The following is a 23,541-nucleotide window of genomic DNA, read 5'->3' as shown; positions in this document are numbered from 1 at the left end:
TTGATAATAATGCGTCTTCTAAATTAACGTGAAAAGAAAATCCATAGCATGAACCGTTTCGAACAAATCCAACACGAATTACGCGAACAACCAAAAAAATGGCTCATCACCGGATGTGCAGGTTTTATCGGGTCTAATTTATTGGAAACCTTGCTCAAGTTGGACCAGGATGTCGTCGGCCTGGATAACTTTGCGACCGGTCATCAGCATAATTTAGATGAAGTAAAAGAGCTGGTGGGTGCCAAACGGTGGTCACGATTCAACTTCATCAATGGTGATATACGTGATATCAACGCATGCCAGCAAGCAGTGCAAGGCGTTGATTACGTACTGCATCAGGCCGCGCTGGGATCTGTCCCGCGTTCGCTTAAAGACCCGATCACCACTAACGACGTCAATATCAACGGCTTTCTGAATATGCTGACGGCATCCAGAGATGCATCGGTGACGTCCTTCGTCTATGCCGCATCCAGTTCTACTTACGGCGATCATCCGGGCTTGCCCAAGGTCGAAGACACGATAGGCAAGCCGTTATCACCTTACGCGGTTACTAAATATGTGAATGAATTGTATGCAGAAGTCTTTGCACGCTGCTACGGTTTCAAAACTATTGGACTGCGCTATTTCAACGTCTTCGGCAAACGTCAGGATCCGAATGGCGCCTACGCTGCGGTGATTCCGAAATGGATCGCATCGATGATTAATAATAAAGAAATTTTTATCAATGGCGACGGCGAAACCAGTCGTGATTTCTGCTTTATCGAGAACACAGTGCAGGCTAATTTGCTTGCAGCAACCACTTCAGCCGACAACAAAAACGAAGTTTATAACGTCGCAGTAAGTGATATCACGACATTAAACGAGCTTGTCGGCAGCCTTAAATCGACACTCAAGGCGAATGGCCGTCTGTATGAGAAGGACGTTATCTATCGCGACTTTCGGGATGGTGATGTACGGCATTCTCAAGCGGATATTAGCAAGGTTGCGCAGCGACTTGGTTATGTACCTGCGTATCGCATTCAACAGGGTCTTGAGGCGGCGATGCCTTGGTATGTCGAGAAAAATAATAAAGATTGAACTTAGGAAAAATGATGACGACTCGCGACAAAAGCATTTTTCTATAACCAATCGGTTGTGCTTCCGAGGCCATTGAGTAGTGGATTTATGTTTTTTAACGCCAGTAACCAGGTAACTGGAAAGCGACATGATGTCGCGATGTGCTGGTATGTACAGACCTCTGAGCAAGGAAAAATATGAGTAACAGCAAACCCCTTTACGCTATCAATACCCAAGTTAGCAAACCCATTTACGTTACTCAACCCTATTTGCCACCGCTTGAAGAGTTCATACCATATTTAGAGAAAATTTGGGAAAGTAAAGTTTTGACTAACGGTGGGCCTTTCCATCAGCAGTTAGAGAAAGCATTGTGCGAATACCTTGGTGTGGAACATCTTGCTCTGTTTTCCAACGGGACTCTCGCACTCATTACAGCGTTGCAGGCGCTCCGGATTACTGGCGAAGTTATTACTACTCCGTACTCCTTCGTAGCGACTTCTCATTCACTATTATGGAACGGTATCAAACCTGTTTTCGTGGACATCGATCCCAATACGCTCAATCTTGACCCTGCCAAGATTGAGGCTGCGATTACACCACAGACCACCGCTATTATGCCGGTACATTGTTACGGGCATCCGTGTGATGTTGAGGCCATTCAAAAGATAGCTGATAACTACAATCTCAAGGTGATCTACGACGCAGCTCACGCATTTGGAGTGGAAAATAAAAAAGGTAGTGTACTTAAATATGGAGATTTGTCGGTCCTGAGTTTCCATGCCACCAAAGTATTTAATACTTTTGAAGGCGGCGCTATCATTTGCCCAGATGCTAAAACGAAGCTACGTATTGATCAGTTGAAGAACTTTGGTTTTGTCGATGAGCTGACAGTTGTTGCGCCCGGCATTAACGGAAAAATGAGTGAAGTCAACGCTGCTTTCGGGATGTTGCAATTGCAGCATTTGGATCAAGCGCTTGCTCGGCGTAAGGAAATCGATATTACTTATCGCGAATTGCTTAGGGATGTCAAGGGTATCCGTTGTGTGGGGGACTCAGGTGAAACAGCTGCCAATTATTCTTATTTCCCTATTCTAGTGGATGCTGATTATTCAATTAGTCGGGACGGTCTGTATCAAAAGCTCAAGGATCAAGGCATTTTTGCACGCCGCTATTTTTACCCATTGATTACGGATTTCCCCATGTATCGGGGACTGCCGTCGGCACATAGGGATAATTTGCCGGTAGCGACGGACATTGCATTTAAAGTATTGTGCTTACCGATTTATCCTGCACTTAGGCAGGATGAGCAGGAACGAATCATTGAATTGATTCGGGAGAGCTGATTTTGGCTACATTGGATCGCATCGTAATAGAACGTATGGGTTTTGCCTCCGTGGGTGAAAATGTATTTATTTCTGATCGAGCATCGTTCTATAACTGCGCAAATATCAGACTTGGTGATAACGTCCGAATTGACGATTTTTGCATACTTTCTGCTGGGGCTAACGGCATCACGATTGGTAACCATGTTCATGTTGCAGCGTATTCCTCGCTGATTGGTGCGGCAAAAATTACGCTCTGCGATTTTTGTAATATTTCCTCACGCGTTTCAATATATTCCAGTAGCGACGACTATTCCGGTGCCACTATGACTAATCCGATGGTTCCCATCCAATTTACGGGTGTGATCCACGCTGAAGTATTTGTTGGCAGGCACGCTATTGTCGGATGTGGAAGTGTCATTCTTCCAGGTGTAACCTTAGAAGATGGCGTTGCAATCGGCGCCCTCAGCCTAGTCCAACGGAATTGTAGGGCATTTGGTATTTATGCTGGGACGCCCGCTAAGCTAATCAAAGAACGCAGGCGTGACCTTCTTACTTTGGAAAAAGTATTTCTGTCCGATAGCCATCAATAACGTGGCGTATAGGGGCTGACCATCATTGATTGTTTTTTATGTTGCAAGCGCGGTATCGATGGCGTAGCACTGCTTATCTATGCACGATGCCTTGGATATTCTTTTTATAAGACATTTAATGCAGAGTAAAAAAAATATTTTGGGTCTTGACCAAGATCAATTCCAGGTCTTAACCCTAACTTTAAGGCCTTGGATGAAATTTGTACTCGGTGCGTCCAAGGTTTCCATTTTTAATGCGTCTGAGTTGATCGCAAAACAATATCTATTGAGTAGAGTGGTAATTCAAATTTTACGTGCCGCTCTCAGCAAGACTGTTCGGGTTTCCTATGCTTAAACAAAAGGCAAAGACTGCTGTTCTTTGGAGCGGTGCGGACATTTTGTTGCGCCAAGGCCTACAGTTTGGCGTTTCCATCGCTTTGGCTCGGATGCTATCCCCTGATGAATTCGGGACTATTGCGTTACTTTACCTATTCACAGGTATTGCAAGTGCATTTGTCGATAGCGGATTTTCTGCTGCACTCGTTCAGCGGCAGAATGTGACGCACACCGATGAGTCGACTGTATTCTGGTTCAATTTGGTGATGGCTTTAATGGTGGCATTGGCATTGGCTGCTTCGGCACCTTTCATTGCAGCATTTTTTGATAGGAAGATTCTGATACCACTGACTTGGCTTCTATCACTGAATATTATTATTAGTGCGCTGGGCTCTGTGCATGGCACCTTGTTGAACAAACGCCTCGACTTCAAGACGCAAATGAAAATTGGCGCGATTACTACTATTTTATCCGGCAGTGTGGCAATGGTGATGGCTTGGCAAGGCTACGGTGTGTGGGCGCTTGCCGTTCAGACACTGGCTGCCACATTGGTTACAACGGCTTTGCTTTGGTTTTTTAGTACATGGCGACCAAAATGGGTATTTAGCTTTGATTCGGCTAGACGCTTGTTTGGATTTGGTGGTTATCTACTTGCAGCTGGAATGCTAGATATAATTTACAACCGCATTTATTCAATATTGATTGGCAAGTTTTATGGTGTCCGCGAATTGGGTTTTTATAATCGTGCAGATAGCACCAAGCAACTTCCTGTTGGAGTACTTACGGGAGTTCTTGGTCGTGTGGCATTTCCCATTTTTTCTGCTGCCGCGCATGACGTAGTTCAATTGCGACGCGGTGTTCGACTTGCTCTACGCGGAATGATGTTGGTTAACGCACCGATGATGCTAGGTTTGGCTGCGGTGGCAGAGCCTTTAATACATGTTCTATTTGGAGCGAAGTGGCTACCCGCGGTACCCATAATGCAAGTACTTTGTATTGGGGGTGTCTTCTGGCCACTACATGTTATTAATTTAAATGTGCTAATGGCGCAAGGCTATTCCCACCTATTTTTCAAACTTGAGGTGGCAAAAAAAATAGTTGGTAGTCTTTTTCTAATTGTGGGTGCATTTTACGGCGTATTGGGAATAGCTTGGAGTCAAGTAATTTTTGGAGCTGTGGCGTTCCTTATCAACGCCTATTACAGTAAACGTTTTCTTGATTATGGGATTATTTCTCAGATTCAAGATTTTGCACCAGTATTATTGATTTCGACCGTTATGGCATCGGCTGTATATTTGATAGATATTAATTTGTATTTGATACCTATCCTGCAATTGCTTACGCTAGTTATATCGGGGACAGTTATTTTTTTAGTACTTGGACATATTGTTGGCTTGTCTGCTATGCGCGATGTTATAAATTTATTCCGTAAGGATTTTTTACTTGATAAGAAAGCATGATGGATAAAACATTGCGTGAGTATAACTACCTGGATGAAGCTAAAGTAATTAAGTCGGTAGTTTTGCCTAAAAAAATATTGGTTAGTGTTTCTATGATTACATATAATCATGAAAAGTATATTGAAGAAGCGATTAACGGTGTGTTAATGCAGGAAACTGATTTTGAAATTGAGCTAATAATATCTAATGATAATTCGCCAGATCAAACAGATGCGGTAATCCAACGAATTATGTCAGAGCACCCTAGAGGTTGTTGGATAAAATATATAAGAAATGAAATAAATATTGGCATGATGGCTAATGTAATTGAAAATTTTCAACATGCTAGGGGGGAATATATTGCGATTTGTGAAGGTGACGATTATTGGATCAATCCATTGAAGTTGCAACTCCAAATCGATGAGATGAGAAGGCATCCTGAATGTGATCTGTCTTTTCATCCAGCAATAATTGTTTCGGATTCCTTACGGACAAAGAAAGTAACCGCATTCCATTCAATTAAAAATAAGATATTTACTACTACCCAAATTATTAAAGGCGGTGGATCATTTTGTCCAACAGCATCACTTTTATTTAAAAAGAAAGTTATAGAGTCACTGCCAAAGTTTTATTGTAACGCGCCGGTAGGTGACTATTATTTGCAAATTTTCGGTAGTGCAAGGGGAGGGGCAGTCTATTTAAACAAGGTGATGGCTGCGTATAGAGTGAATAATGCTGCCTCTTGGAGTGTAGGAATGAATGATGTAGAGAAAAGAAAAATTTTTTTTGAGAAATTTATTTATTCCTTAAATGAACTTAATATATTTCTCAATGGAAAATATAAAAAAGAAATAGATTCCATGGTGGAGAAGCAATATTATGAGATGTCTTTGTTTTATTTGACCGGTGGCTATCGAGAAAATTATAAATTGTTGTTTAATGATTATTTTAAAATATATTTAAGTAAATTTAGTAAAATGAGGTTTTTTTATTATGTTGGATTGAGTACGTCATCTCCAGAAATTATTAAATATTTTAATAAATTTTTTTTCGATCGTCCGATTTTTTTTATTAGAATTTTTAATAAGATATTAAAAATTGTGTGTTTAAAAAAAATACTTTTGGATATCGAGCGCAATCAAGTTGTTTGAGGTAATTCTAGTCGTTAGCGGGATGTTTTTAAATAATTGGGTTGGGTAAATATATTCTGACTTTATTTAAAGTAATTAAAAATACCTCTCTTCAATTTCGCGGAATTATATAACTCAATTTGGTTAGTTATTTTTGAGTTTAAGAAAATTGAATTAAAATTTTATTTATTTTGCAAGATTATTATGTCGCCTTTAGCAGAAAATACCCTCGTTTCTTTCTTTCTTCCTGATCTTCGTGGAGGGGGTGCAGAACGCGTTACTGTAAATCTAGCTAACAGCTTCGCCCAACGTGGCTATAAAGTTGACATGGTGCTGTTATCCGCAACCGGCGAGTTTCTTGCTGATCTCCGGCCTGAAATCCATGTGGTTGATTTACAGGTTGTGCGCTTACGTAGTGCTATCTTCCCACTGGTACGTTATCTGCGCCAAGCGCGACCGACAGCTATTCTGGCTTGTATGTGGCCGCTGACTGTAATTACCTTGTGGGCGCGCTTCTTGTCCCGCGTGCCTGTGCGCGTAGTGGTGGCCGAACATACCACCTGGTCGCGTTCAGAATTGCTCAGACGTCGGTCTGTTGGTTGGCAGGTGCGTACGTCCATGCACCGTGTATTTCCAGGCGCGGATGGCATCGTCGCTGTCTCGCAAGGCGCAGCCGAGGACTTGGCGCGTTTTGCTAATCTGAATCGCAATGCCATCACTGTTATTTACAACCCTGTCGTCGGTGATGAAAAACCTCCTGCTAGTGATGCGCTTGGTCCGACTGGCTGGTGGACCGGCGCGCATCATCGTGTTCTTGCAGTTGGGACTCTCAAGGTCATCAAGGATTACGTCACTCTTTTGAACGCCTTTGCCATTTTGCGCCAGGGCTGCGATGCTCGATTATTAATTTTAGGCGAGGGAGAATGCCGTCCTGCTCTGGAAGCTGAGGTTCGAAGATTAGGGATTGAGGGCAGTGTCTTTATGCCAGGCTTTGTGAAAGACGCGTCACCGTATTATCAGCAAGCGGATTTGCACGTTTTGTCTTCCACTGGCGAGGGATTGCCGACGGTGATCATCGAGGCGCTAGCGACAGGCACGCCAGTAGTCAGTACCGACTGTCCATCCGGCCCTAGAGAAATTTTGAGCGATGGGAAATTCGGACGGCTTGTGCCCGTGGGTGATGCTGCCGCATTGGCTGCGGCGATGGCAGAGTCGTTAGCCGCCACGCATGACCATGCTGCACTCAAGGCGCGGGCGCAAGATTTTTCTATTGATAAAGCGGTTGATCAATACGAGGAGCTTCTGTTTCCGCCCGCAGCGGATGTGGCCGAATCCTTAAAACCGGGCGTCCTATATATTTCCTACGATGGCATGCTTGAGCCATTGGGCCAGTCTCAAGTATTGGCATACCTCAAACGTCTGGTGGATGGTCGACGTATTCATCTGATCAGTTTTGAGAAGGCTGAAGATTGGGCCAACACAACAGAGCGAGAACGCATTGCGCATGACATTGCGAGTGCGGGCATCGTCTGGCACCCGTTACGCTATCACAAACGCCCCTCGGCTCTGGCTACCTTATGGGATATTGCCTGTGGCATATTTGTAGGCCTGTGGTTAGTAGTCCGCCATCGTCTGCGTATCGTGCATGCGCGCAGCTATGTAGCATCGGTCATGGCGTTGGCGCTTAAACGTCTGACAGGTGTGAAATTTGGATTTGATATGCGTGGTTTTTGGGCTGACGAGCGGGTGGATGGCGGTTTGTGGCCACGTAGTGGGCGCATGTTCCGTGTGGCGAAGGGCTTTGAACGTCGCTTTCTTCTGGCAGCTGATCATGTAGTGTCACTTACTCATGCAGCAGTCCGCGAGATGCAGCGCTTTGCGTATCTGAAAGGATGCATGCCGCCTGTCACTGTTATTCCTACCTGTGCGGATTTGGCGCGCTTCGTGCCTATGCCTTCTCTGCATTCGGGTGGCGGTTTTGTGCTGGGCTATGTAGGTTCAGCTGGAACTTGGTATTTATTCGATGAAGTGGTTGCCTGTTTTGCGCAGTTGTTGCGCATACAACCGGATGCACGCTTTTTGATTGTTAACCGTGGCGAGCATGCCTACATTCTTGAGCGTCTGGCTGCTGCTGGTGTGCCGGATACCGCGGTAGAGTTGACCACCGCTACCCACGCCGAAGTGCCGCGTCAGATGGCCCGTATGGATGCGGGAATTTTCTTTATCAAGCCTGTATTTTCCAAGCAAGCATCTGCACCTACCAAGCTGGCAGAATTTCTGGGCTGTGGCATTCCTTGCCTTGGTAACGCGGGTGTAGGGGATATGGCGGAAGTTCTTGAAGGCGAACAGGTTGGCGTTGCGCTTGCCTCTTTTGACGAAGCGTCAATGGCAGCTGCTTTGCAGCAGCTTCTGCTGTTGGCGGCCGATCCAGCCACCCGTGGTCGCTGTGTCGCCGCAGCGGAACGGCATTTCTCGTTGGACGAGGGTGTGGCGCGTTATGCAGCAGTATATGAACAAATGATTGCCGCATCATGAGGGTGTTGGTATTGCCACGTTATAGTCGTCTCGGCGCCAGTAGTCGTCTGCGTTTAATGCAGTACCTCCCTTGGCTTGAGGCTGCGGGCGTTGATGTGACTCTCGCCCCGCTATTTTCCGATGCTTACGTCACTGGTTTGCAGCGCAACAGGCGCAAATTTAGCGACTTGGCGCAGGCTTATGTCGGCCGCGTCAAGGCATTGCTGAATAGTCGTTCATTCGATCTGGTCTGGATCGAAAAAGAGGTTTTGCCGTGGCTGCCGGCTTGGGTGGAGCAGACTTTATTGTCTAGTAATGTGCCTTATGTTCTAGATTATGATGACGCCGTTTTTCATTATTATGATCAGCATCGGAATCCGTTGGTGAGGACTTTGCTGGGCACTAAACACCCGGCGTTGATGCGCGGCGCGGCGCTGGTGTTTGCGGGTAACGCATATCTGGCCGATTTCGCACGGAAAAGTGGAGCACCACGGGTCGAGATCGTGCCGACTGTGATTGATCTGGATCGCTATCCCATAGCATCGTATTCATCAGCAAAAACGAATGTCGCTGCGCCTTGCGTTGGCTGGATTGGTCAACGCGCTACCGCATCTTTTCTTAATCCGTACAAACCGCTTTTTACACGCCTTGCGTCAGCCGGTGAGGCGCGTTTCGCTGCGATTGGTATTGATGCTCCGGCTCTTGGTCTGCCTATGACGTCGATTCCATGGACGGAGCAAAGCGAAGTGACTTCTATCGCCAGTTTCGATATCGGTATCATGCCGTTGGTGGATGAGCCTTTCGAGCGGGGTAAATGTGGCTATAAACTGATTCAATACATGGCTTGTGGTTTGCCTGTTGTGGCTTCCCCTGTGGGCGTGAACCGCCAGATTGTAGAGCACGGTATTAATGGATTTTTAGCCGAGACACCGCAGGAGTGGGAGCAAGCTTTGCTGAAATTGTTGACAGATCCCGCTTTGCGGCAGCGCATGGGGCAGGCTGGAAGAGAAAAAGTAGAGCATCAGTATTGCATTCAGCAGACAGGCCCAAGACTGGCGCGGTCGTTGGTTGCAGCTGCTACTGCCTGACAGCCGATGCGTTCAGTATTTGTGGCGTAACTTATCGGTCTTTCTGATTAATACGCGCATTACCATTTTTAAAATATTCTTGGGCTAGGTAAGTTATGTGTGGGTTCACAGGTTTTTGGTCGGAACAACTCGGTAATATTGACGGCTTGGAGGCAATAGCCACTCGCATGGCCAAAGCAATTCAGCATCGTGGCCCTGACGATTCTGGAGCATGGGCCGATGCGGATGTTGGTATCGCACTAGGCCATCGTCGCTTATCGATAGTGGATTTGTCACCAGCCGGGCACCAGCCCATGGCATCGGTCGACGGGCGATTTGTGATGGCTTTTAACGGCGAGATATATAACCATCTAGCTATTCGGGCTGAGTTGCAGACCGCTAACGTTGCGCCAGCCTGGCGGGGACATTCGGACACTGAGACGCTGCTCGCTGCCTTCCAGCATTATGGCGTGGAGGCAACGCTAACGAAAACTGTGGGTATGTTCGCTATTGCGCTGTGGGATCGCGAAGAAAAGCAACTGTACCTGGCGCGCGACCGGATGGGAGAGAAGCCACTTTACTACGGTTGGTCTAAGGGAGGCTTCGTTTTCGGTTCCGAGCTAAAGGCAATACGTCAGTATCCGGGATTCGATAATGAAATTGATCGGGATGCTTTAACTCTCTATTTCAGACACAGCTATATTCCGGCCCCCTACAGTATCTATAAAAATGTTTTCAAGCTCGAACCCGGCTGCTTGCTTGTACTCAAGGCGCAGGATCTTGCTTCTCCGCCCTCAATAACATTTCGTGCGCCTGCGTCAATTGGCACTTTGCAGTTAAGCCGGTGGTGGTCGTTGCATGCAGCTGTCGAGGCTGGTCAGGCATCGCAAATTGCAGACGAAAAGGAAGCCTTGAAGTTGTTAGAAGTGCAATTGCGGGAGTCAATCAGATTGCAATCCGTTGCTGACGTTCCGTTGGGTGCTTTTCTTTCGGGGGGCGTAGATTCGTCGCTAATAGTCGCGCTTATGCAAGCCGAGTCGACTAAACCTGTGCATACCTACACGATAGGGTTTAAGGAGGCCGCCTATGATGAGGCGGTTTATGCGCGTGCAGTTGCGCAACATCTTCAGACTAAACATACGGAGTTGTATGTTTCTGCCGCAGATGGACTTGGCGTTATATCAAAACTTTCCAGTCTTTATGACGAACCCTTTGCAGATTCTTCTCAAATACCCACTTTTTTGGTCGCGCAGCAGGCAAGGGCGCATGTTACGGTCGCGCTTTCCGGAGATGCGGGAGATGAATTGTTTGCCGGGTATAACCGTCATTTAAGAGCACCACATGTCTGGAGTGCGATCTCCAAAGTGCCTGCCGGTGGTCGTCGGCTAATTTCAAAAGCGATTAACGGGATTCCACCACAGACTCTTAATGCTGTGGGACAGAATGTATTGCCCAAACGCTGGCAGACGCCTTTTCTGGCGGATAAGCTGACCAAGCTGGCTGATCGGTTGGGATCGGTGAAGGACCGTGATGATCTTTACTACAGTCTTGTCTCTGAATGGAGCAATCCAAGCGAGATCGTCGTTGAAGGAGTGGAGCCATCCACTTTACTTAGTCGTCGTTCCGATTGGCCTGGTTTAGCGGCTTTCGAGGAAAGAATGATGTACTTGGATTCGATGACCTATTTACCTGATGATATTCTCGCAAAAGTGGACCGCGCGGCAATGGGTGTATCTCTCGAAACCAGAGTTCCTTTTCTGGACCATCGCGTCGTCGAGCTAGCGTGGCGGATACCACTTAAGATGAAGATTAATAATGGTCAAGGAAAACAAGTATTGAGGGATATTCTTTATAAATATGTGCCGCGTGAACTAATTGAGCGGCCGAAGCAAGGCTTTGGAATACCTTTAGGAGCGTGGTTACGTGGTCCGCTAAGAGAGTGGGCTGAGGCATTACTTGATCGCTCGCGGCTGAAGCACGAAGGTTATTTAAATCCCGATCAAATTCGTATTCGGTGGGAAGAGCATATTGCTAACAAGCGTAATTGGGAACATAGCTTGTGGAGCGTACTGATGTTCCAATCGTGGTTGGAGGATCAGCGGTGACATTTTATTGGCTTATGTATTTGCTCCCGGTCAGCTTTCCGGGAATTTTGCGGTCTATGCGAATTGATACATACAAATTGGGGGTGTGGATAGCCGTAGGATGCCTGTTTACTGTAATCATTGGCTTCCGGCATATTGTGGGATGTGACTGGTGGGCGTATCTTGATCACTACGATACCATTTCAAAACTTCCCTTTTCACAGGCCTTAACCAATACCGATCCCGCATATGCAACTATAAATTGGATATGTGCGCAATTTGGTTTGGGAATTTACGGTGTTAATACAATTTGCGGTGTTTTAGCAATGTCCGGGCTTATCAGATTCGTTCGTAAGCAGCCATTGCCATGGTTGGCTTTAGCTGTTGCGGTTCCCTATTTGATTATTGTCATTGTTATGGGTTACTCGCGTCAAGGTGTCGCGATTGGATTAGTTTTATGGGGATTAGCAGTACTTCGGCCAGGCCATATTTTTGAATATATTGCGGCGGTGATTTTAGCCTCACTTTTTCATAAGACCGCCATAGTAATGTTACCTCTTGCGTTGCTTCACTCCTCCCTGAGTTTTAGATTGAGATTGTTGATTTTGGTGCCATTGACGGGGCTGGCTGGATATTCGTTGTTGTCAAATTCATATGATGATTTGGTTAAAAATTACGTTGTCAGTCAAATGAATTCCGATGGTGGATTCATACGTATTTTAATGAATGCCGTGCCTGCAATTCTATTTTTTGCTCTTAGAAAAAGATGGCGTAGACGTTGGGATGACAATAAAACTTGGATTTGTTTCTCATTTGTTTCGCTGATCTCGGTACCACTGGTGGTATTGTCTTCCACTGCGACCGACCGATTAGCGTTGTTCCTGATTCCATTACAACTCGTATTTTATGCAAGATTGCCACTTATGTTCCACGGAACATACGTCAGGAAACTTGTTATTCTCTTTATTGTCGCTGTATATGCGATGGTTTTATATATTTGGCTTTCTCGCTCTTATCATGCACAACTTTGCTGGGAACCTTACAGAAGCGTATTGTTCAATTAAATCTGAGTTGGAAAAATAATATTTCATGAATTTTGAGGAGCGGAGGATTTAAGTTTGGAGAATTAGTATTTTTATTCATATTATTTTTATCTGAATTTGCATATACCACCTTATTTTTTCATTATTTTTATAAAATAATTCGTAAGTTTTTATAAATCTGTTTGCTCATAAATTGATGAAACCAAAAATCGTAATTTCAATAAATACGGCATGGAATATTTTTAATTTCCGTTCTGGATTGATTAAATCCTTAATTAGCCAAGGTTATGATGTAATTGCTGTTGCGCCAAACGATGAATATTCCGACCGGATTAAGGAACTGGGGTGCAAATTTATCAATTTACATATGGATAAAAATGGCTCGCATCCTGGTCGTGATTTGATTTTGCTGTTGCGTTATTTTTTAATTCTAAAAAACGAGAAGCCGCACGCGTTTCTTGGCTATACGGTTAAGCCGAATGTTTATGGCTCCATGGCAGCACAATTACTGCGGATTCCTGTAATTAATAATATCGCTGGCCTAGGGGCTACATTTATTCACACTAGTTTTTTGACACGTATTGTTCGTAGCCTTTATAAGTTTGCGCTGTATAGATCTCATCGTGTTTTCTTTCAGAATACGGATGACCAGGAAATGTTTATCCAGGCAGGGTTGGTTAGGTCAGAAATTACTGATCGGGTGCCAGGGTCGGGCATTAACATGGTGCATTATCAGTCAGCACTGCCGATATCTCTGTTTTCGCGATCTTTTCGGTTTTTGTTAGTGGCTAGAATGCTTAAGGATAAAGGGGTGAATGAGTTTGTTGATGCGGCTAGAACCGTTCGCCAACGATTCCCGGAAACGGAATTTCAACTTCTCGGCTTTGTGGACGCAGAAAATGCAAATGCGATTTCTGCGCGTCAAATTAAAGAGTGGGAAGACGAAGGTTTGATTCGTTATATGGGTAAGACTGATGATGTTCGTCCCTACCTCTCTGCTGCAGATTGTGTAGTATTGCCGTCTTACCGTGAAGGTGTCCCACGATCTTTGTTGGAAGCTGCAGCGATGGCGCGACCTATTATTACGACTGATACGGTTGGGTGTAGAGATGTTGTTGATGATCAGGTCAATGGCTTTCTGTGTCGAGTCAAAGATGCGAATGATCTTGCGGAAAAAATGATTGCGATGGTTGAACTTTGTCCTGAAGACCGTTTAAAAATGGGCGAGGCTGGAAAACAAAAGGTGAAGACCGAGTTCGATGAGAAAGTCGTCATTCAGAAATATCTTGAAGTAATAGGCGAGGTTTTAAACTCTGAAATCGCGATGAAAAAAAATAAAAAAATGGCGCTGACACCTGACGGTAAGTAAGCCCCTATCCTTACTTTTCCGATGAATACTTCTCTTTCGATTGCTGATCAATAGTGATGGATTAAGCTAGCTGAAGTGCTTCCTGGTGCGTTTCGCCACGGTATGGTTAATCTCCATCGTATTTCGGGGGGAATAGTCCTTGGCAGCTATATTGTTAATCGGCTACGTCCAATTGAATATTTTTTCCACATAGAACCACATAATCCCCATCAATTCATGTCTTGCTGGGCGAGAACGCTTCAGACCTTCGCTGCTTGGCATGAAATCTGACCCGGATAGTCGTTCAGGCCGTGTGAAGGTTACTGGCACAGGAATGACTTCAAAACCGTTATACGTGAAGATCGATTTAGCGCGAAACATATGACTCGCGTTAGTTACTAATAGGATACGGCGGATACCTACTGGCTTCAGTATCTTTGCGGAGAACTTCGCGTTTTCTTCTGTTGTATGTGATTTTGTTTCCATCCATTGGATTGGCGTTGCAAAGTCGTTGGTAATTTTGCGTGCCATGGCAATCGCTTCCTCCCCGGAAATGAGAAGTGGCAAGCGCGTTTCACGCTGAAGCTTCGCCGCATACCAGTCCCGTTCGGTCCCACCACCTAATACTACGATGGCTTGTGCTTTGCTTCTATCTATAGAAGAGAGTGGTAAAGCCTGGGATTCGAGAGCAGTCATGAGTAGTGCTGCGCCTCCCTTGCTGCTAAAAATCACGAATAGAAATAGTGCGGCTAGTGTGGTTACAATCAATCCATACCAAGGGTTAAGTAATCTTTTCATTCTGGAATAGGGGCGCGCGAGACATTGCTAATGTAGGGAGGGCGTCGGATGTTCTCAGGATTTCCCTATAAAGGTTACCCGGAAAGGGCTATCTATAGAAGTACGGGTGGTGGTTTTGTGGCACTTTTCGTGAGAAAAATATTTGTTTTTCGAGCGGTAGATCAATCTACTATCAACTATTTTATTGATTCAGGTACGCCGTTGTCATAAGTATACGGCTCTCGTTATCGTATATATATTAGTTGGACGAGATATTAATTCCATGGGTGACTGTCAAACATTCTGTCACTATCGCAACTTATATTGACGATTCGCATTTGGTGGCCAATAAACGAACCTTTTTTAGGATTTCTATGAAGACCTTTCATTGCGATAAATGCGGGCAACAGGTATTTTTCGAAAACACTCTGTGTTTCAACTGCGATAGTACGTTGGGATATCAACCTGACCAACGTGTCGTCAGCAGTTTCGAAATGCTGGCCGATGGAAATTGGCGCAGTCTCAATCCTACCGATGCGGGCACGTTATATAAGCAATGCAAAAACTATGCTTCGCAGCAAGTTTGTAATTGGATGTTGGACGCCGATGATCCGCATGAGTTATGCGCTTCATGTCAATTAACGGTGGTCATTCCATCGTTGTGGAGCGAAAAAAATCATCTATTCTGGCATCGTCTGGAATCTGCTAAGCGCCGTCTTTTATATTCTTTGTGGTCGCTTGGCCTTAAGCCGGTATCCAAGGAAGAGGATGAGGAGTGTGGTTTGGCTTTTCAGTTTCTGGAGGATGGGCTTACCGACGAGGCAGTGATGACCGGTCATGATAATGGCTTGATTACACTCAACATCGCCGAGGCAGATCCTGCTATACGCGAGCGAACTCGTGAGCAGATGCATGAAGGGTATCGGACATTGCTAGGCCATTTTCGCCATGAAAGTGGTCATTACTATTTCGATCGCCTGATTGCAGATAGTGATTGGATAGACGGTTATCGCAAACTATTTGGAGACGAGCGGCAGGACTATGGTGAGAGTTTGAAGCGCCACTATGAAAATGGCACGCCGCCGGATTGGGAGCAAAGTTTCATTAGTATTTATGCGAGCTCTCATCCTTGGGAGGACTGGGCCGAGACATGGGCGCATTATCTACATATGGTTGACACGCTAGAGACGGCACATGCTTGCGGTTTGTCGCTTAATCCTCCTAAGGCATCTGAGCCGGAGATGGTGATTACCGCCCCGCCTCTTAAGATTGATTCATTCGATGAGATTATCGCGGACTGGTTTGCGTTGACTTATGTATTGAATAGTTTGAATCGTAGCGTTGGCACGCCGGATTCGTATCCTTTTAAGTTGTCGTCGCCGGTGCAGGAAAAGCTGCATTTCGTTCATCGCGTGGTGTTGGCCCAGGTTGGTCAAGCGGTCGAGGTTGCTGATTAAGTGTTTATTCGAGTGCCTGGCTTGTGTACGGGTTGACGATGTCTTTATATCGCTTAGTTAGCCGTTGCATCTTCAATGTGAATCGATGGGCAATCTCAGTGTTAGAAATTACCGGAATGCGCTGCATGGACAAGGTTCGTTGTGATGAAATGTGACGTTGGAAAAGAGGCTAATGATAGATTTTTAAAGTTCTTTTAAAAACTGCTTGCCAGCATAAGAATGTGTTGCTATAGTTCGGCCTCTGTTGAAAACGACGCGCAATAAACGACACGGTGCAAGCGGTGTTGGGGGCGAAGTTGGGGATGGAGCGAGGTTGTAAAGGTGGGTGATTTGAGTAGTCCTAAAGTAGTTGGATCGGATTTAAATTGTTGTTAAAACGGTTTAAAAAAGAGTTGACGAAAAGCTTGAAGCGCCCCATAATCTCATCTCTCTGCTGCTGACAAACAAAACGATTTGTTGGTGCTGCGAACACTGCGGTGTGACGCAAAACAGAGGACAGTTCTTTAACAATTAACAGCCGATAAGTGTGGGCGTTTAATGAAAGTGCAGCGTAAATTACTTCGGTAGTTTGCGTATAACTTAAAACATTAAATGTTCACAAAAGAAGAAAATAGGATATTTCGCAAGGTCAAACTTGGGGAGTAGCCTGTCAGTATTTTGAGTGAGCGATAGCAGCGATGCTAGGCAGCAATGCCACAAAACAGAGATTAAACTGAAGAGTTTGATCCTGGCTCAGATTGAACGCTGGCGGCATGCCTTACACATGCAAGTCGAACGGTAACAGGGAGCTTGCTCCGCTGACGAGTGGCGAACGGGTGAGTAATATATCGGAACGTGCCTTTGAGTGGGGGATAACTAGTCGAAAGATTAGCTAATACCGCATACGATCTACGGATGAAAGTGGGGGATTCGTAAGAACCTCATGCTCAAAGAGCGGCCGATATCTGATTAGCTAGTTGGTGAGGTAAAGGCTCACCAAGGCTTCGATCAGTAGCTGGTCTGAGAGGACGACCAGCCACACTGGGACTGAGACACGGCCCAGACTCCTACGGGAGGCAGCAGTGGGGAATTTTGGACAATGGGCGCAAGCCTGATCCAGCAATGCCGCGTGAGTGAAGAAGGCCTTCGGGTTGTAAAGCTCTTTTGTCAGGGAAGAAACGGTCTTGGATAATACCTGGGGCTAATGACGGTACCTGAAGAATAAGCACCGGCTAACTACGTGCCAGCAGCCGCGGTAATACGTAGGGTGCAAGCGTTAATCGGAATTACTGGGCGTAAAGCGTGCGCAGGCGGTTGTGTAAGACAGGTGTGAAATCCCCGGGCTTAACCTGGGAATGGCATTTGTGACTGCACGGCTAGAGTGTGTCAGAGGGGGGTAGAATTCCACGTGTAGCAGTGAAATGCGTAGAGATGTGGAGGAATACCGATGGCGAAGGCAGCCCCCTGGGATAACACTGACGCTCATGCACGAAAGCGTGGGGAGCAAACAGGATTAGATACCCTGGTAGTCCACGCCCTAAACGATGTCTACTAGTTGTCGGGTCTTAATTGACTTGGTAACGCAGCTAACGCGTGAAGTAGACCGCCTGGGGAGTACGGTCGCAAGATTAAAACTCAAAGGAATTGACGGGGACCCGCACAAGCGGTGGATGATGTGGATTAATTCGATGCAACGCGAAAAACCTTACCTACCCTTGACATGTACGGAACGCCTGAGAGATTAGGTGGTGCTCGAAAGAGAACCGTAACACAGGTGCTGCATGGCTGTCGTCAGCTCGTGTCGTGAGATGTTGGGTTAAGTCCCGCAACGAGCGCAACCCTTGTCATTAGTTGCTACGAAAGGGCACTCTAATGAGACTGCCGGTGACAAACCGGAGGAAGGTGGGGATGACGTCAAGTCCTCATGGCCCTTATGGGTAGGGCTTCACACGTCATACAATGGTACATACAGAGGGCCGCCAACCCGCGAGGGGGAGCTAATCCCAGAAAGTGTATCGTAGTCCGGATTGTAGTCTGCAACTCGACTACATGAAGTTGGAATCGCTAGTAATCGCGGATCAGCATGTCGCGGTGAATACGTTCCCGGGTCTTGTACACACCGCCCGTCACACCATGGGAGCGGGTTTCACCAGAAGTAGGTAGCCTAACCGTAAGGAGGGCGCTTACCACGGTGGGATTCGTGACTGGGGTGAAGTCGTAACAAGGTAGCCGTATCGGAAGGTGCGGCTGGATCACCTCCTTTCTAGAGTTTGTACGGACATTAAGCGTCCACACTTATCGGTGTGTTAGTTAAAAGAAGAACAGTTATAGGTAGAGCGCGGTGCGCGTGCGATAGAGGGTTTATCGTTGACTACTGAAGTACTGATCCAAAGCGGGTCTGTAGCTCAGTTGGTTAGAGCACCGTGTTGATAACGCGGGGGTCGTTGGTTCGAGCCCAACCAGACCCACCACAAGTTTATGGGGGCTTAGCTCAGCTGGGAGAGCACCTGCTTTGCAAGCAGGGGGTCATCGGTTCGATCCCGTTAGCCTCCACCATATTGTTTGATTCCCAGAGCGGGGGTTGAGCGTGGTGAAATATCAAACCTAAGTCAGGTATTACGCAGGGTAAGACAGCGTGATGCGGCGCGATTTAGGTTTGATCTTTTTAAGATCATTGGCTGTTTGTTCTTTAACAATTTAGAAGAAGTAAAGATTCGTCCGCAGTGCGACAGCATTGTGGATGGGTATGATTGTATCAAATCAAAAAGTATTAAAAGAGTTCTCAAAAGAGCATACGAGAGTATGCAACTGCGAAAACACTTTGGATACGGCAAACGCTAAAGTAATACTCATAAGTAATATCCTATAACCGGTTTTTAGACGTGAACGCGTCTAGAGGCTAACGTTATAGGGACAAGTGAATAAGTGCACATGGTGGATGCCTTGGCGATTACAGGCGATGAAGGACGTAGTAGCTTGCGATAAGCTGCGGGGAGCGAGCAAACACGCTTTGATCCGCAGATTTCCGAATGGGGAAACCCACCCTTTTAGGGTATTGCATACTGAATACATAGGTATGCAAGGCGAACGTGGCGAACTGAAACATCTAAGTAGCTACAGGAAAAGAAATCAACCGAGATTCCCAAAGTAGTGGCGAGCGAAATGGGAACAGCCTGCACGATTTAGCATCAGCGATAATGGAACACTCTGGAAATAGTGGCCATAGAGGGTGATAGCCCCTTACATGAAATCGGTGGTGTGGAACTAAGTGTGCGACAAGTAGGGCGGGACACGTGTAATCCTGTCTGAACATGGGGGGACCATCCTCCAAGGCTAAATACTCGTAATCGACCGATAGTGAACCAGTACCGTGAGGGAAAGGCGAAAAGAACCCCGGAAGGGGAGTGAAATAGATCCTGAAACCGTGTGCATACAAACAGTAGGAGCGGACTTGTTCCGTGACTGCGTACCTTTTGTATAATGGGTCAGCGACTTACATTCAGTGGCAAGCTTAACCGTATAGGGAAGGCGTAGAGAAATCGAGTCCGAATAGGGCGTTCAGTCGCTGGGTGTAGACCCGAAACCAAGTGATCTACTCATGGCCAGGATGAAGGTGCGGTAACACGCACTGGAGGTCCGAACCCACTAATGTTGAAAAATTAGGGGATGAGCTGTGGGTAGGGGTGAAAGGCTAAACAAACTTGGAAATAGCTGGTTCTCTCCGAAAACTATTTAGGTAGTGCCTCAAGTATCACCATCGGGGGTAGAGCACTGTTATGGCTAGGGGGTCATTGCGACTTACCAACCCATTGCAAACTCCGAATACCGATGAGTGCGAGCTTGGGAGACAGACGCCGGGTGCTAACGTCCGACGTCAAGAGGGAAACAACCCAGACCGCCAGCTAAGGTCCCAAAGATTGGCTAAGTGGCAAACGAAGTGGGAAGGCTAAAACAGTCAGGAGGTTGGCTTAGAAGCAGCCATCCTTTAAAGAAAGCGTAATAGCTCACTGATCGAGTCGTCCTGCGCGGAAGATGTAACGGGGCTAAGCCAGTCACCGAAGCTGCGGATATCAATTTATTGATATGGTAGGAGAGCGTTCTGTAAGCCTGCGAAGGTGTCTTGTAAAGGATGCTGGAGGTATCAGAAGTGCGAATGCTGACATGAGTAGCGATAATGGGGGTGAAAAGCCTCCACGCCGTAAGCCCAAGGTTTCCTGTTCAACGTTCATCGGAGCAGGGTGAGTCGGCCCCTAAGGCGAGGCAGAGATGCGTAGCTGATGGGAAGCAGGTTAATATTCCTGCACCGTCGTGTGATGCGATGGGGGGACGGATCGCGGAAGGTTGTCCGACTGTTGGAATAGTCGGTTTTTGGCTCAGAGAAGGCTGTTAGGCAAATCCGGCAGCGTAATTCAAGGGGTTGAGACGAGTGAATTTATTCACGAAGCAATCGGAAGTGGTTCCAAGAAAAGCCTCTAAGCTTCAGTCACACGAGACCGTACCGCAAACCGACACAGGTGGGCGAGATGAGTATTCTAAGGCGCTTGAGAGAACTCGGGAGAAGGAACTCGGCAAATTTGTACCGTAACTTCGGGATAAGGTACGCCCCGGTAGCTTGACTGGCTTGCGCCAGAAGGGTGAAAGGGCTGCAATAAAAAGGTGGCTGCGACTGTTTAATAAAAACACAGCACTATGCAAACACGAAAGTGGACGTATATGGTGTGACTCCTGCCCGGTGCTGGAAGATTAAATGATGGGGTGCAAGCTCTTGATTGAAGTCCCAGTAAACGGCGGCCGTAACTATAACGGTCCTAAGGTAGCGAAATTCCTTGTCGGGTAAGTTCCGACCTGCACGAATGGAGTAACGATGGCCACACTGTCTCCTCCCGAGACTCAGCGAAGTTGAAATGTTTGTGATGATGCAATCTACCCGCGGCTAGACGGAAAGACCCCATGAACCTTTACTGTAGCTTTGCATTGAATTTTGAACCAATCTGTGTAGGATAGGTGGGAGGCTTTGAAGCGTGAACGCTAGTTTGCGTGGAGCCAACCTTGAAATACCACCCTGGTTTGTTTGAGATTCTAACCTTGGTCCGTTATCCGGATCGGGGACAGTGCATGGTAGGCAGTTTGACTGGGGCGGTCTCCTCCCAAAGTGTAACGGAGGAGTTCGAAGGTACGCTAGGTACGGTCGGACATCGTGCTGGTAGTGCAATGGCATAAGCGTGCTTAACTGCGAGACTGACAAGTCGAGCAGGTACGAAAGTAGGACATAGTGATCCGGTGGTTCTGTATGGAAGGGCCATCGCTCAACGGATAAAAGGTACTCTGGGGATAACAGGCTGATTCCTCCCAAGAGTTCATATCGACGGGGGAGTTTGGCACCTCGATGTCGGCTCATCACATCCTGGGGCTGTAGCCGGTCCCAAGGGTATGGCTGTTCGCCATTTAAAGTGGTACGTGAGCTGGGTTTAAAACGTCGTGAGACAGTTTGGTCCCTATCTGCCGTGGGCGTTGGAAATTTGAAGGGGGCTGCTCCTAGTACGAGAGGACCGGAGTGGACGAACCTCTGGTGTACCGGTTGTCACGCCAGTGGCATTGCCGGGTAGCTAAGTTCGGAAGAGATAACCGCTGAAAGCATCTAAGCGGGAAACTTGCCTTGAGATGATATTTCCCGGGAACTAGATTCCCCTAAAGGGTCGTTCGAGACCAGGACGTTGATAGGCTGGGTGTGGAAGCGTAGTAATACGTTAAGCTAACCAGTACTAATTGCCCGTGCGGCTTGTCCCTATAACCTTAGCAGGTTATATATAAGCTAATGAGATATGTGTTTGCCTGAAAAGTGCAATCATACCCAGTGTTGGGGTAACGAAACCCTCGTTACCCCAACACATGAAACAAAACTTTACTTCTTCTAGATTGCGTTGTGTGTTGCCCGATTGGGAACATATGACACTACAGTTTATGCCTGATGACCATAGCGAGTTGGTACCACCCCTTCCCATCCCGAACAGGACCGTGAAACGACTTTGCGCCGATGATAGTGCTGCAACCAGTGTGAAAGTAGGTCATCGTCAGGCTTTTATTAGAAAACCCTCCCAGAGAAATCTGGGAGGGTTTTTGCTTTGGGCAATCGAAATCGAATCGAAATCGGATCGGAGAAAAACACACACCTACTGCATGTATTGAGCCATTTATTTAGCCAATCGATATTTCCGGTACAACCATTCCTCATATAATCCGCCGTCACACATCAGCCAATCAGCATCCAACAAAATATCAAGCATCAAAATGACTATCCCAAAGTAAGCGTGCGCTCAAAACCGTCTATACCTAATCCTCAAATGTCCGCATGATTGCGTTGGAGGGTACAAATCGATTGTGCCCACAACTTCAAATTATGGACACAAATATTGAGTCGGTTACTCCCTCTAAGCGCAGTGGTTATCGGCAACATTCGATTGATTTCAAACGCATGGTGGTCGAACAATCCTTGATGGCTGGGGCCTCGGTGTCGCGGGTGGCGCGGGCCCACGATGTGAATGCGAACCAGGTATTTACCTGGCGTAAATTGTTTCGTGCAGGAGCCTATGAGATTGCCTCAGGCAAGTCCGTCAAATTGCTGCCAGTAGTTCTTGGCGACCCTCGGCAACCATCCCCTGCCAAGCCAGTCTTCACCACGGCCGTTACACCGACCGGCGTGATGGTCCTGGAAATAGGTAAGGCGCGACTTCGAGTCGAGGGCGTGGTGGATCCGTCTATGCTTTCCATGGTGCTGGCCCGGTTGCTGGCATGATCGGTTTGCCAGCAGGAACGCGGATCTGGATCGCAGCAGGCGTGACCGATATGCGTTGCGGTTTTAATGGGTTGGCAGCCAAGGTGCAAACGGCATTGGCCGATGACCCGTTTAGCGGTCACGTCTTCGTGTTTCGTGGCCGACGTGGCGATATTTTGAAGATCTTGTGGTGGACCGGCGACGGCTGTGTCTGCTGGCCAAACGGCTGGAACGCGGCCGCTTCATCTGGCCGCAGGCAAGCGAAGGCGCGGTTTGTCTGTCGCAAGCGCAACTGTCAATGTTGCTGGAAGGGATCGATTGGCGACGTCCCGAGCGCACGCAACGGCCCCTGTCAGGCTTGTAAACATCGACGTCATTCGGTAAACTACGGGCATGTCAACGCCGCCCCACCTTCCCGACGATATCAGCGCTTTAAAAGCGATGATTACCGATCGTGATGCGGTCATTGCGTTGCACGGGGAAACGGTGGCGCAGCTACAGGACGCACTGTCCTCACATCGCATCGAAATCGAACACCTCAAGCTCTTCATCGCCAAACTCAAACGGCTGCAGTTCGGCCGCAAATCCGAGAAGCTGGACCGGCAAATTGAACAACTCGAATTACGGTTAGAAGATTTGCAGACA

General features: G+C 46.9%; 14 protein-coding genes, 2 tRNA genes, 3 rRNA genes and 1 pseudogene. 19 read left to right on the top strand and 1 reads right to left on the bottom strand.

The genetic code is table 11. The features are described 5' to 3' along the window. The first annotated feature begins 48 nt into the window (after positions 1-48). From C7W93_RS13105 to C7W93_RS13055, 10 genes are all read left to right on the top strand, one after another. On the top strand, positions 49-1,077 hold the full coding sequence (locus C7W93_RS13105) for an NAD-dependent epimerase/dehydratase family protein (protein ID WP_108440671.1): 1,029 nt from the start codon (positions 49-51) through the stop codon (positions 1,075-1,077). Positions 1,078-1,253: 176 nt separating this feature from the next. Beyond that, a complete protein-coding gene (vioA, locus tag C7W93_RS13100) occupies positions 1,254-2,399 on the top strand; it encodes a dTDP-4-amino-4,6-dideoxy-D-glucose aminotransferase VioA (RefSeq protein WP_108440670.1) in 1,146 nt (381 codons plus the stop codon). Between the two features lie 2 nt (positions 2,400-2,401). Next, on the top strand, positions 2,402-2,971 hold the full coding sequence (locus C7W93_RS13095) for an acyltransferase (RefSeq protein WP_201747260.1): 570 nt from the start codon (positions 2,402-2,404) through the stop codon (positions 2,969-2,971). Positions 2,972-3,297: 326 nt separating this feature from the next. After that, entirely contained in the window at positions 3,298-4,746 is a 1,449-nt protein-coding gene (locus C7W93_RS13085) for a lipopolysaccharide biosynthesis protein (RefSeq protein ID WP_108440668.1), read from the top strand. Continuing rightward, positions 4,743-5,876, top strand: coding sequence for a glycosyltransferase (locus C7W93_RS13080; RefSeq protein WP_108440667.1), 1,134 nt, complete (start codon positions 4,743-4,745; stop codon positions 5,874-5,876). The genes C7W93_RS13085 and C7W93_RS13080 overlap by 4 nt, the downstream gene beginning before the upstream one ends. A gap of 183 nt (positions 5,877-6,059) precedes the next feature. After that, on the top strand, positions 6,060-8,390 hold the full coding sequence (locus C7W93_RS13075; RefSeq protein WP_108440666.1) for a glycosyltransferase: 2,331 nt from the start codon (positions 6,060-6,062) through the stop codon (positions 8,388-8,390). Then, positions 8,387-9,457 carry a glycosyltransferase family 4 protein gene (locus C7W93_RS13070; protein ID WP_108440665.1) on the top strand — a complete coding sequence of 357 codons (1,071 nt, stop codon included), beginning with the start codon at positions 8,387-8,389 and terminating at the stop codon, positions 9,455-9,457. The genes C7W93_RS13075 and C7W93_RS13070 overlap by 4 nt, the downstream gene beginning before the upstream one ends. 95 nt (positions 9,458-9,552) lie before the next feature. Beyond that, positions 9,553-11,541 carry an asparagine synthase (glutamine-hydrolyzing) gene (gene asnB, locus C7W93_RS13065; RefSeq protein ID WP_108440664.1) on the top strand — a complete coding sequence of 663 codons (1,989 nt, stop codon included), beginning with the start codon at positions 9,553-9,555 and terminating at the stop codon, positions 11,539-11,541. Then, on the top strand, positions 11,496-12,584 hold the full coding sequence (locus tag C7W93_RS13060; RefSeq protein WP_146177555.1) for an EpsG family protein: 1,089 nt from the start codon (positions 11,496-11,498) through the stop codon (positions 12,582-12,584). The genes asnB and C7W93_RS13060 overlap by 46 nt, the downstream gene beginning before the upstream one ends. 175 nt (positions 12,585-12,759) lie before the next feature. Further along, positions 12,760-13,932, top strand: a complete 1,173-nt coding sequence (locus C7W93_RS13055) for a glycosyltransferase family 4 protein (protein ID WP_108440662.1) — start codon at positions 12,760-12,762, stop codon at positions 13,930-13,932. A 162-nt stretch (positions 13,933-14,094) separates the two neighbouring features. On the opposite strand, the gene C7W93_RS13050 is transcribed toward C7W93_RS13055, so the two are convergent. Further along, on the bottom strand, positions 14,095-14,607 hold the full coding sequence (locus tag C7W93_RS13050; RefSeq protein ID WP_161539930.1) for a YdcF family protein: 513 nt from the start codon (positions 14,605-14,607) through the stop codon (positions 14,095-14,097). A 455-nt stretch (positions 14,608-15,062) separates the two neighbouring features. Between C7W93_RS13050 and C7W93_RS13045 the strand changes: the two genes are divergently transcribed. From C7W93_RS13045 to C7W93_RS13005, 9 genes and pseudogenes are all read left to right on the top strand, one after another. Next, entirely contained in the window at positions 15,063-16,145 is a 1,083-nt protein-coding gene (locus C7W93_RS13045) for a putative zinc-binding metallopeptidase (protein ID WP_108440660.1), read from the top strand. A gap of 709 nt (positions 16,146-16,854) precedes the next feature. After that, a 16S ribosomal RNA gene (locus C7W93_RS13040) occupies positions 16,855-18,387 on the top strand. 131 nt (positions 18,388-18,518) lie between these two features. Next, positions 18,519-18,595: transfer RNA gene (locus C7W93_RS13035), tRNA-Ile, on the top strand. A gap of 9 nt (positions 18,596-18,604) precedes the next feature. After that, a tRNA-Ala gene (locus tag C7W93_RS13030) sits at positions 18,605-18,680 on the top strand. 355 nt (positions 18,681-19,035) lie between these two features. Next, positions 19,036-21,911, top strand: a 23S ribosomal RNA gene (locus tag C7W93_RS13025). Between the two features lie 177 nt (positions 21,912-22,088). Beyond that, a 5S ribosomal RNA gene (gene rrf / locus C7W93_RS13020) occupies positions 22,089-22,201 on the top strand. Together the 16S, 23S and 5S rRNA genes with 2 tRNA genes alongside form the textbook arrangement of a ribosomal RNA operon. Before the next feature lie 320 nt (positions 22,202-22,521). Beyond that, positions 22,522-22,917: a transposase gene (locus C7W93_RS13015; protein WP_161539841.1), complete on the top strand. Its 396-nt coding sequence runs from the start codon at positions 22,522-22,524 to the stop codon at positions 22,915-22,917. Beyond that, positions 22,914-23,260, top strand: a pseudogene (tnpB, locus tag C7W93_RS13010) (IS66 family insertion sequence element accessory protein TnpB). Before C7W93_RS13015 ends, tnpB begins: the two are co-directional and overlap by 4 nt. Before the next feature lie 29 nt (positions 23,261-23,289). Next, positions 23,290-23,541 (top strand): transposase (locus tag C7W93_RS13005; RefSeq protein WP_201747259.1); only part of this gene is annotated, 252 nt, incomplete at its 3' end.

Source organism: Glaciimonas sp. PCH181, assembly GCF_003056055.1.
Taxonomy (GTDB): Bacteria; Pseudomonadota; Gammaproteobacteria; order Burkholderiales; family Burkholderiaceae_D; genus Glaciimonas.
This window is presented reverse-complemented; position numbering and strand designations above follow the sequence as displayed.

Bases quoted from the DNA above. Each gene is read 5' to 3' on its own strand.
- C7W93_RS13105 (WP_108440671.1), top strand. From the start codon at position 49: ATGAACCGTTTCGAACAAATCCAACACGAATTACGCGAACAACCAAAA.
- vioA (WP_108440670.1), top strand. From the start codon at position 1,254: ATGAGTAACAGCAAACCCCTTTACGCTATCAATACCCAAGTTAGCAAA.
- C7W93_RS13085 (WP_108440668.1), top strand. From the start codon at position 3,298: ATGCTTAAACAAAAGGCAAAGACTGCTGTTCTTTGGAGCGGTGCGGAC.
- C7W93_RS13080 (WP_108440667.1), top strand. From the start codon at position 4,743: ATGATGGATAAAACATTGCGTGAGTATAACTACCTGGATGAAGCTAAA.
- C7W93_RS13075 (WP_108440666.1), top strand. From the start codon at position 6,060: ATGTCGCCTTTAGCAGAAAATACCCTCGTTTCTTTCTTTCTTCCTGAT.
- C7W93_RS13070 (WP_108440665.1), top strand. From the start codon at position 8,387: ATGAGGGTGTTGGTATTGCCACGTTATAGTCGTCTCGGCGCCAGTAGT.
- asnB (WP_108440664.1), top strand. From the start codon at position 9,553: ATGTGTGGGTTCACAGGTTTTTGGTCGGAACAACTCGGTAATATTGAC.
- C7W93_RS13055 (WP_108440662.1), top strand. From the start codon at position 12,760: ATGAAACCAAAAATCGTAATTTCAATAAATACGGCATGGAATATTTTT.
- C7W93_RS13050 (WP_161539930.1), bottom strand. From the start codon at position 14,607: ATGACTGCTCTCGAATCCCAGGCTTTACCACTCTCTTCTATAGATAGA.
- C7W93_RS13045 (WP_108440660.1), top strand. From the start codon at position 15,063: ATGAAGACCTTTCATTGCGATAAATGCGGGCAACAGGTATTTTTCGAA.
- C7W93_RS13015 (WP_161539841.1), top strand. From the start codon at position 22,522: ATGGACACAAATATTGAGTCGGTTACTCCCTCTAAGCGCAGTGGTTAT.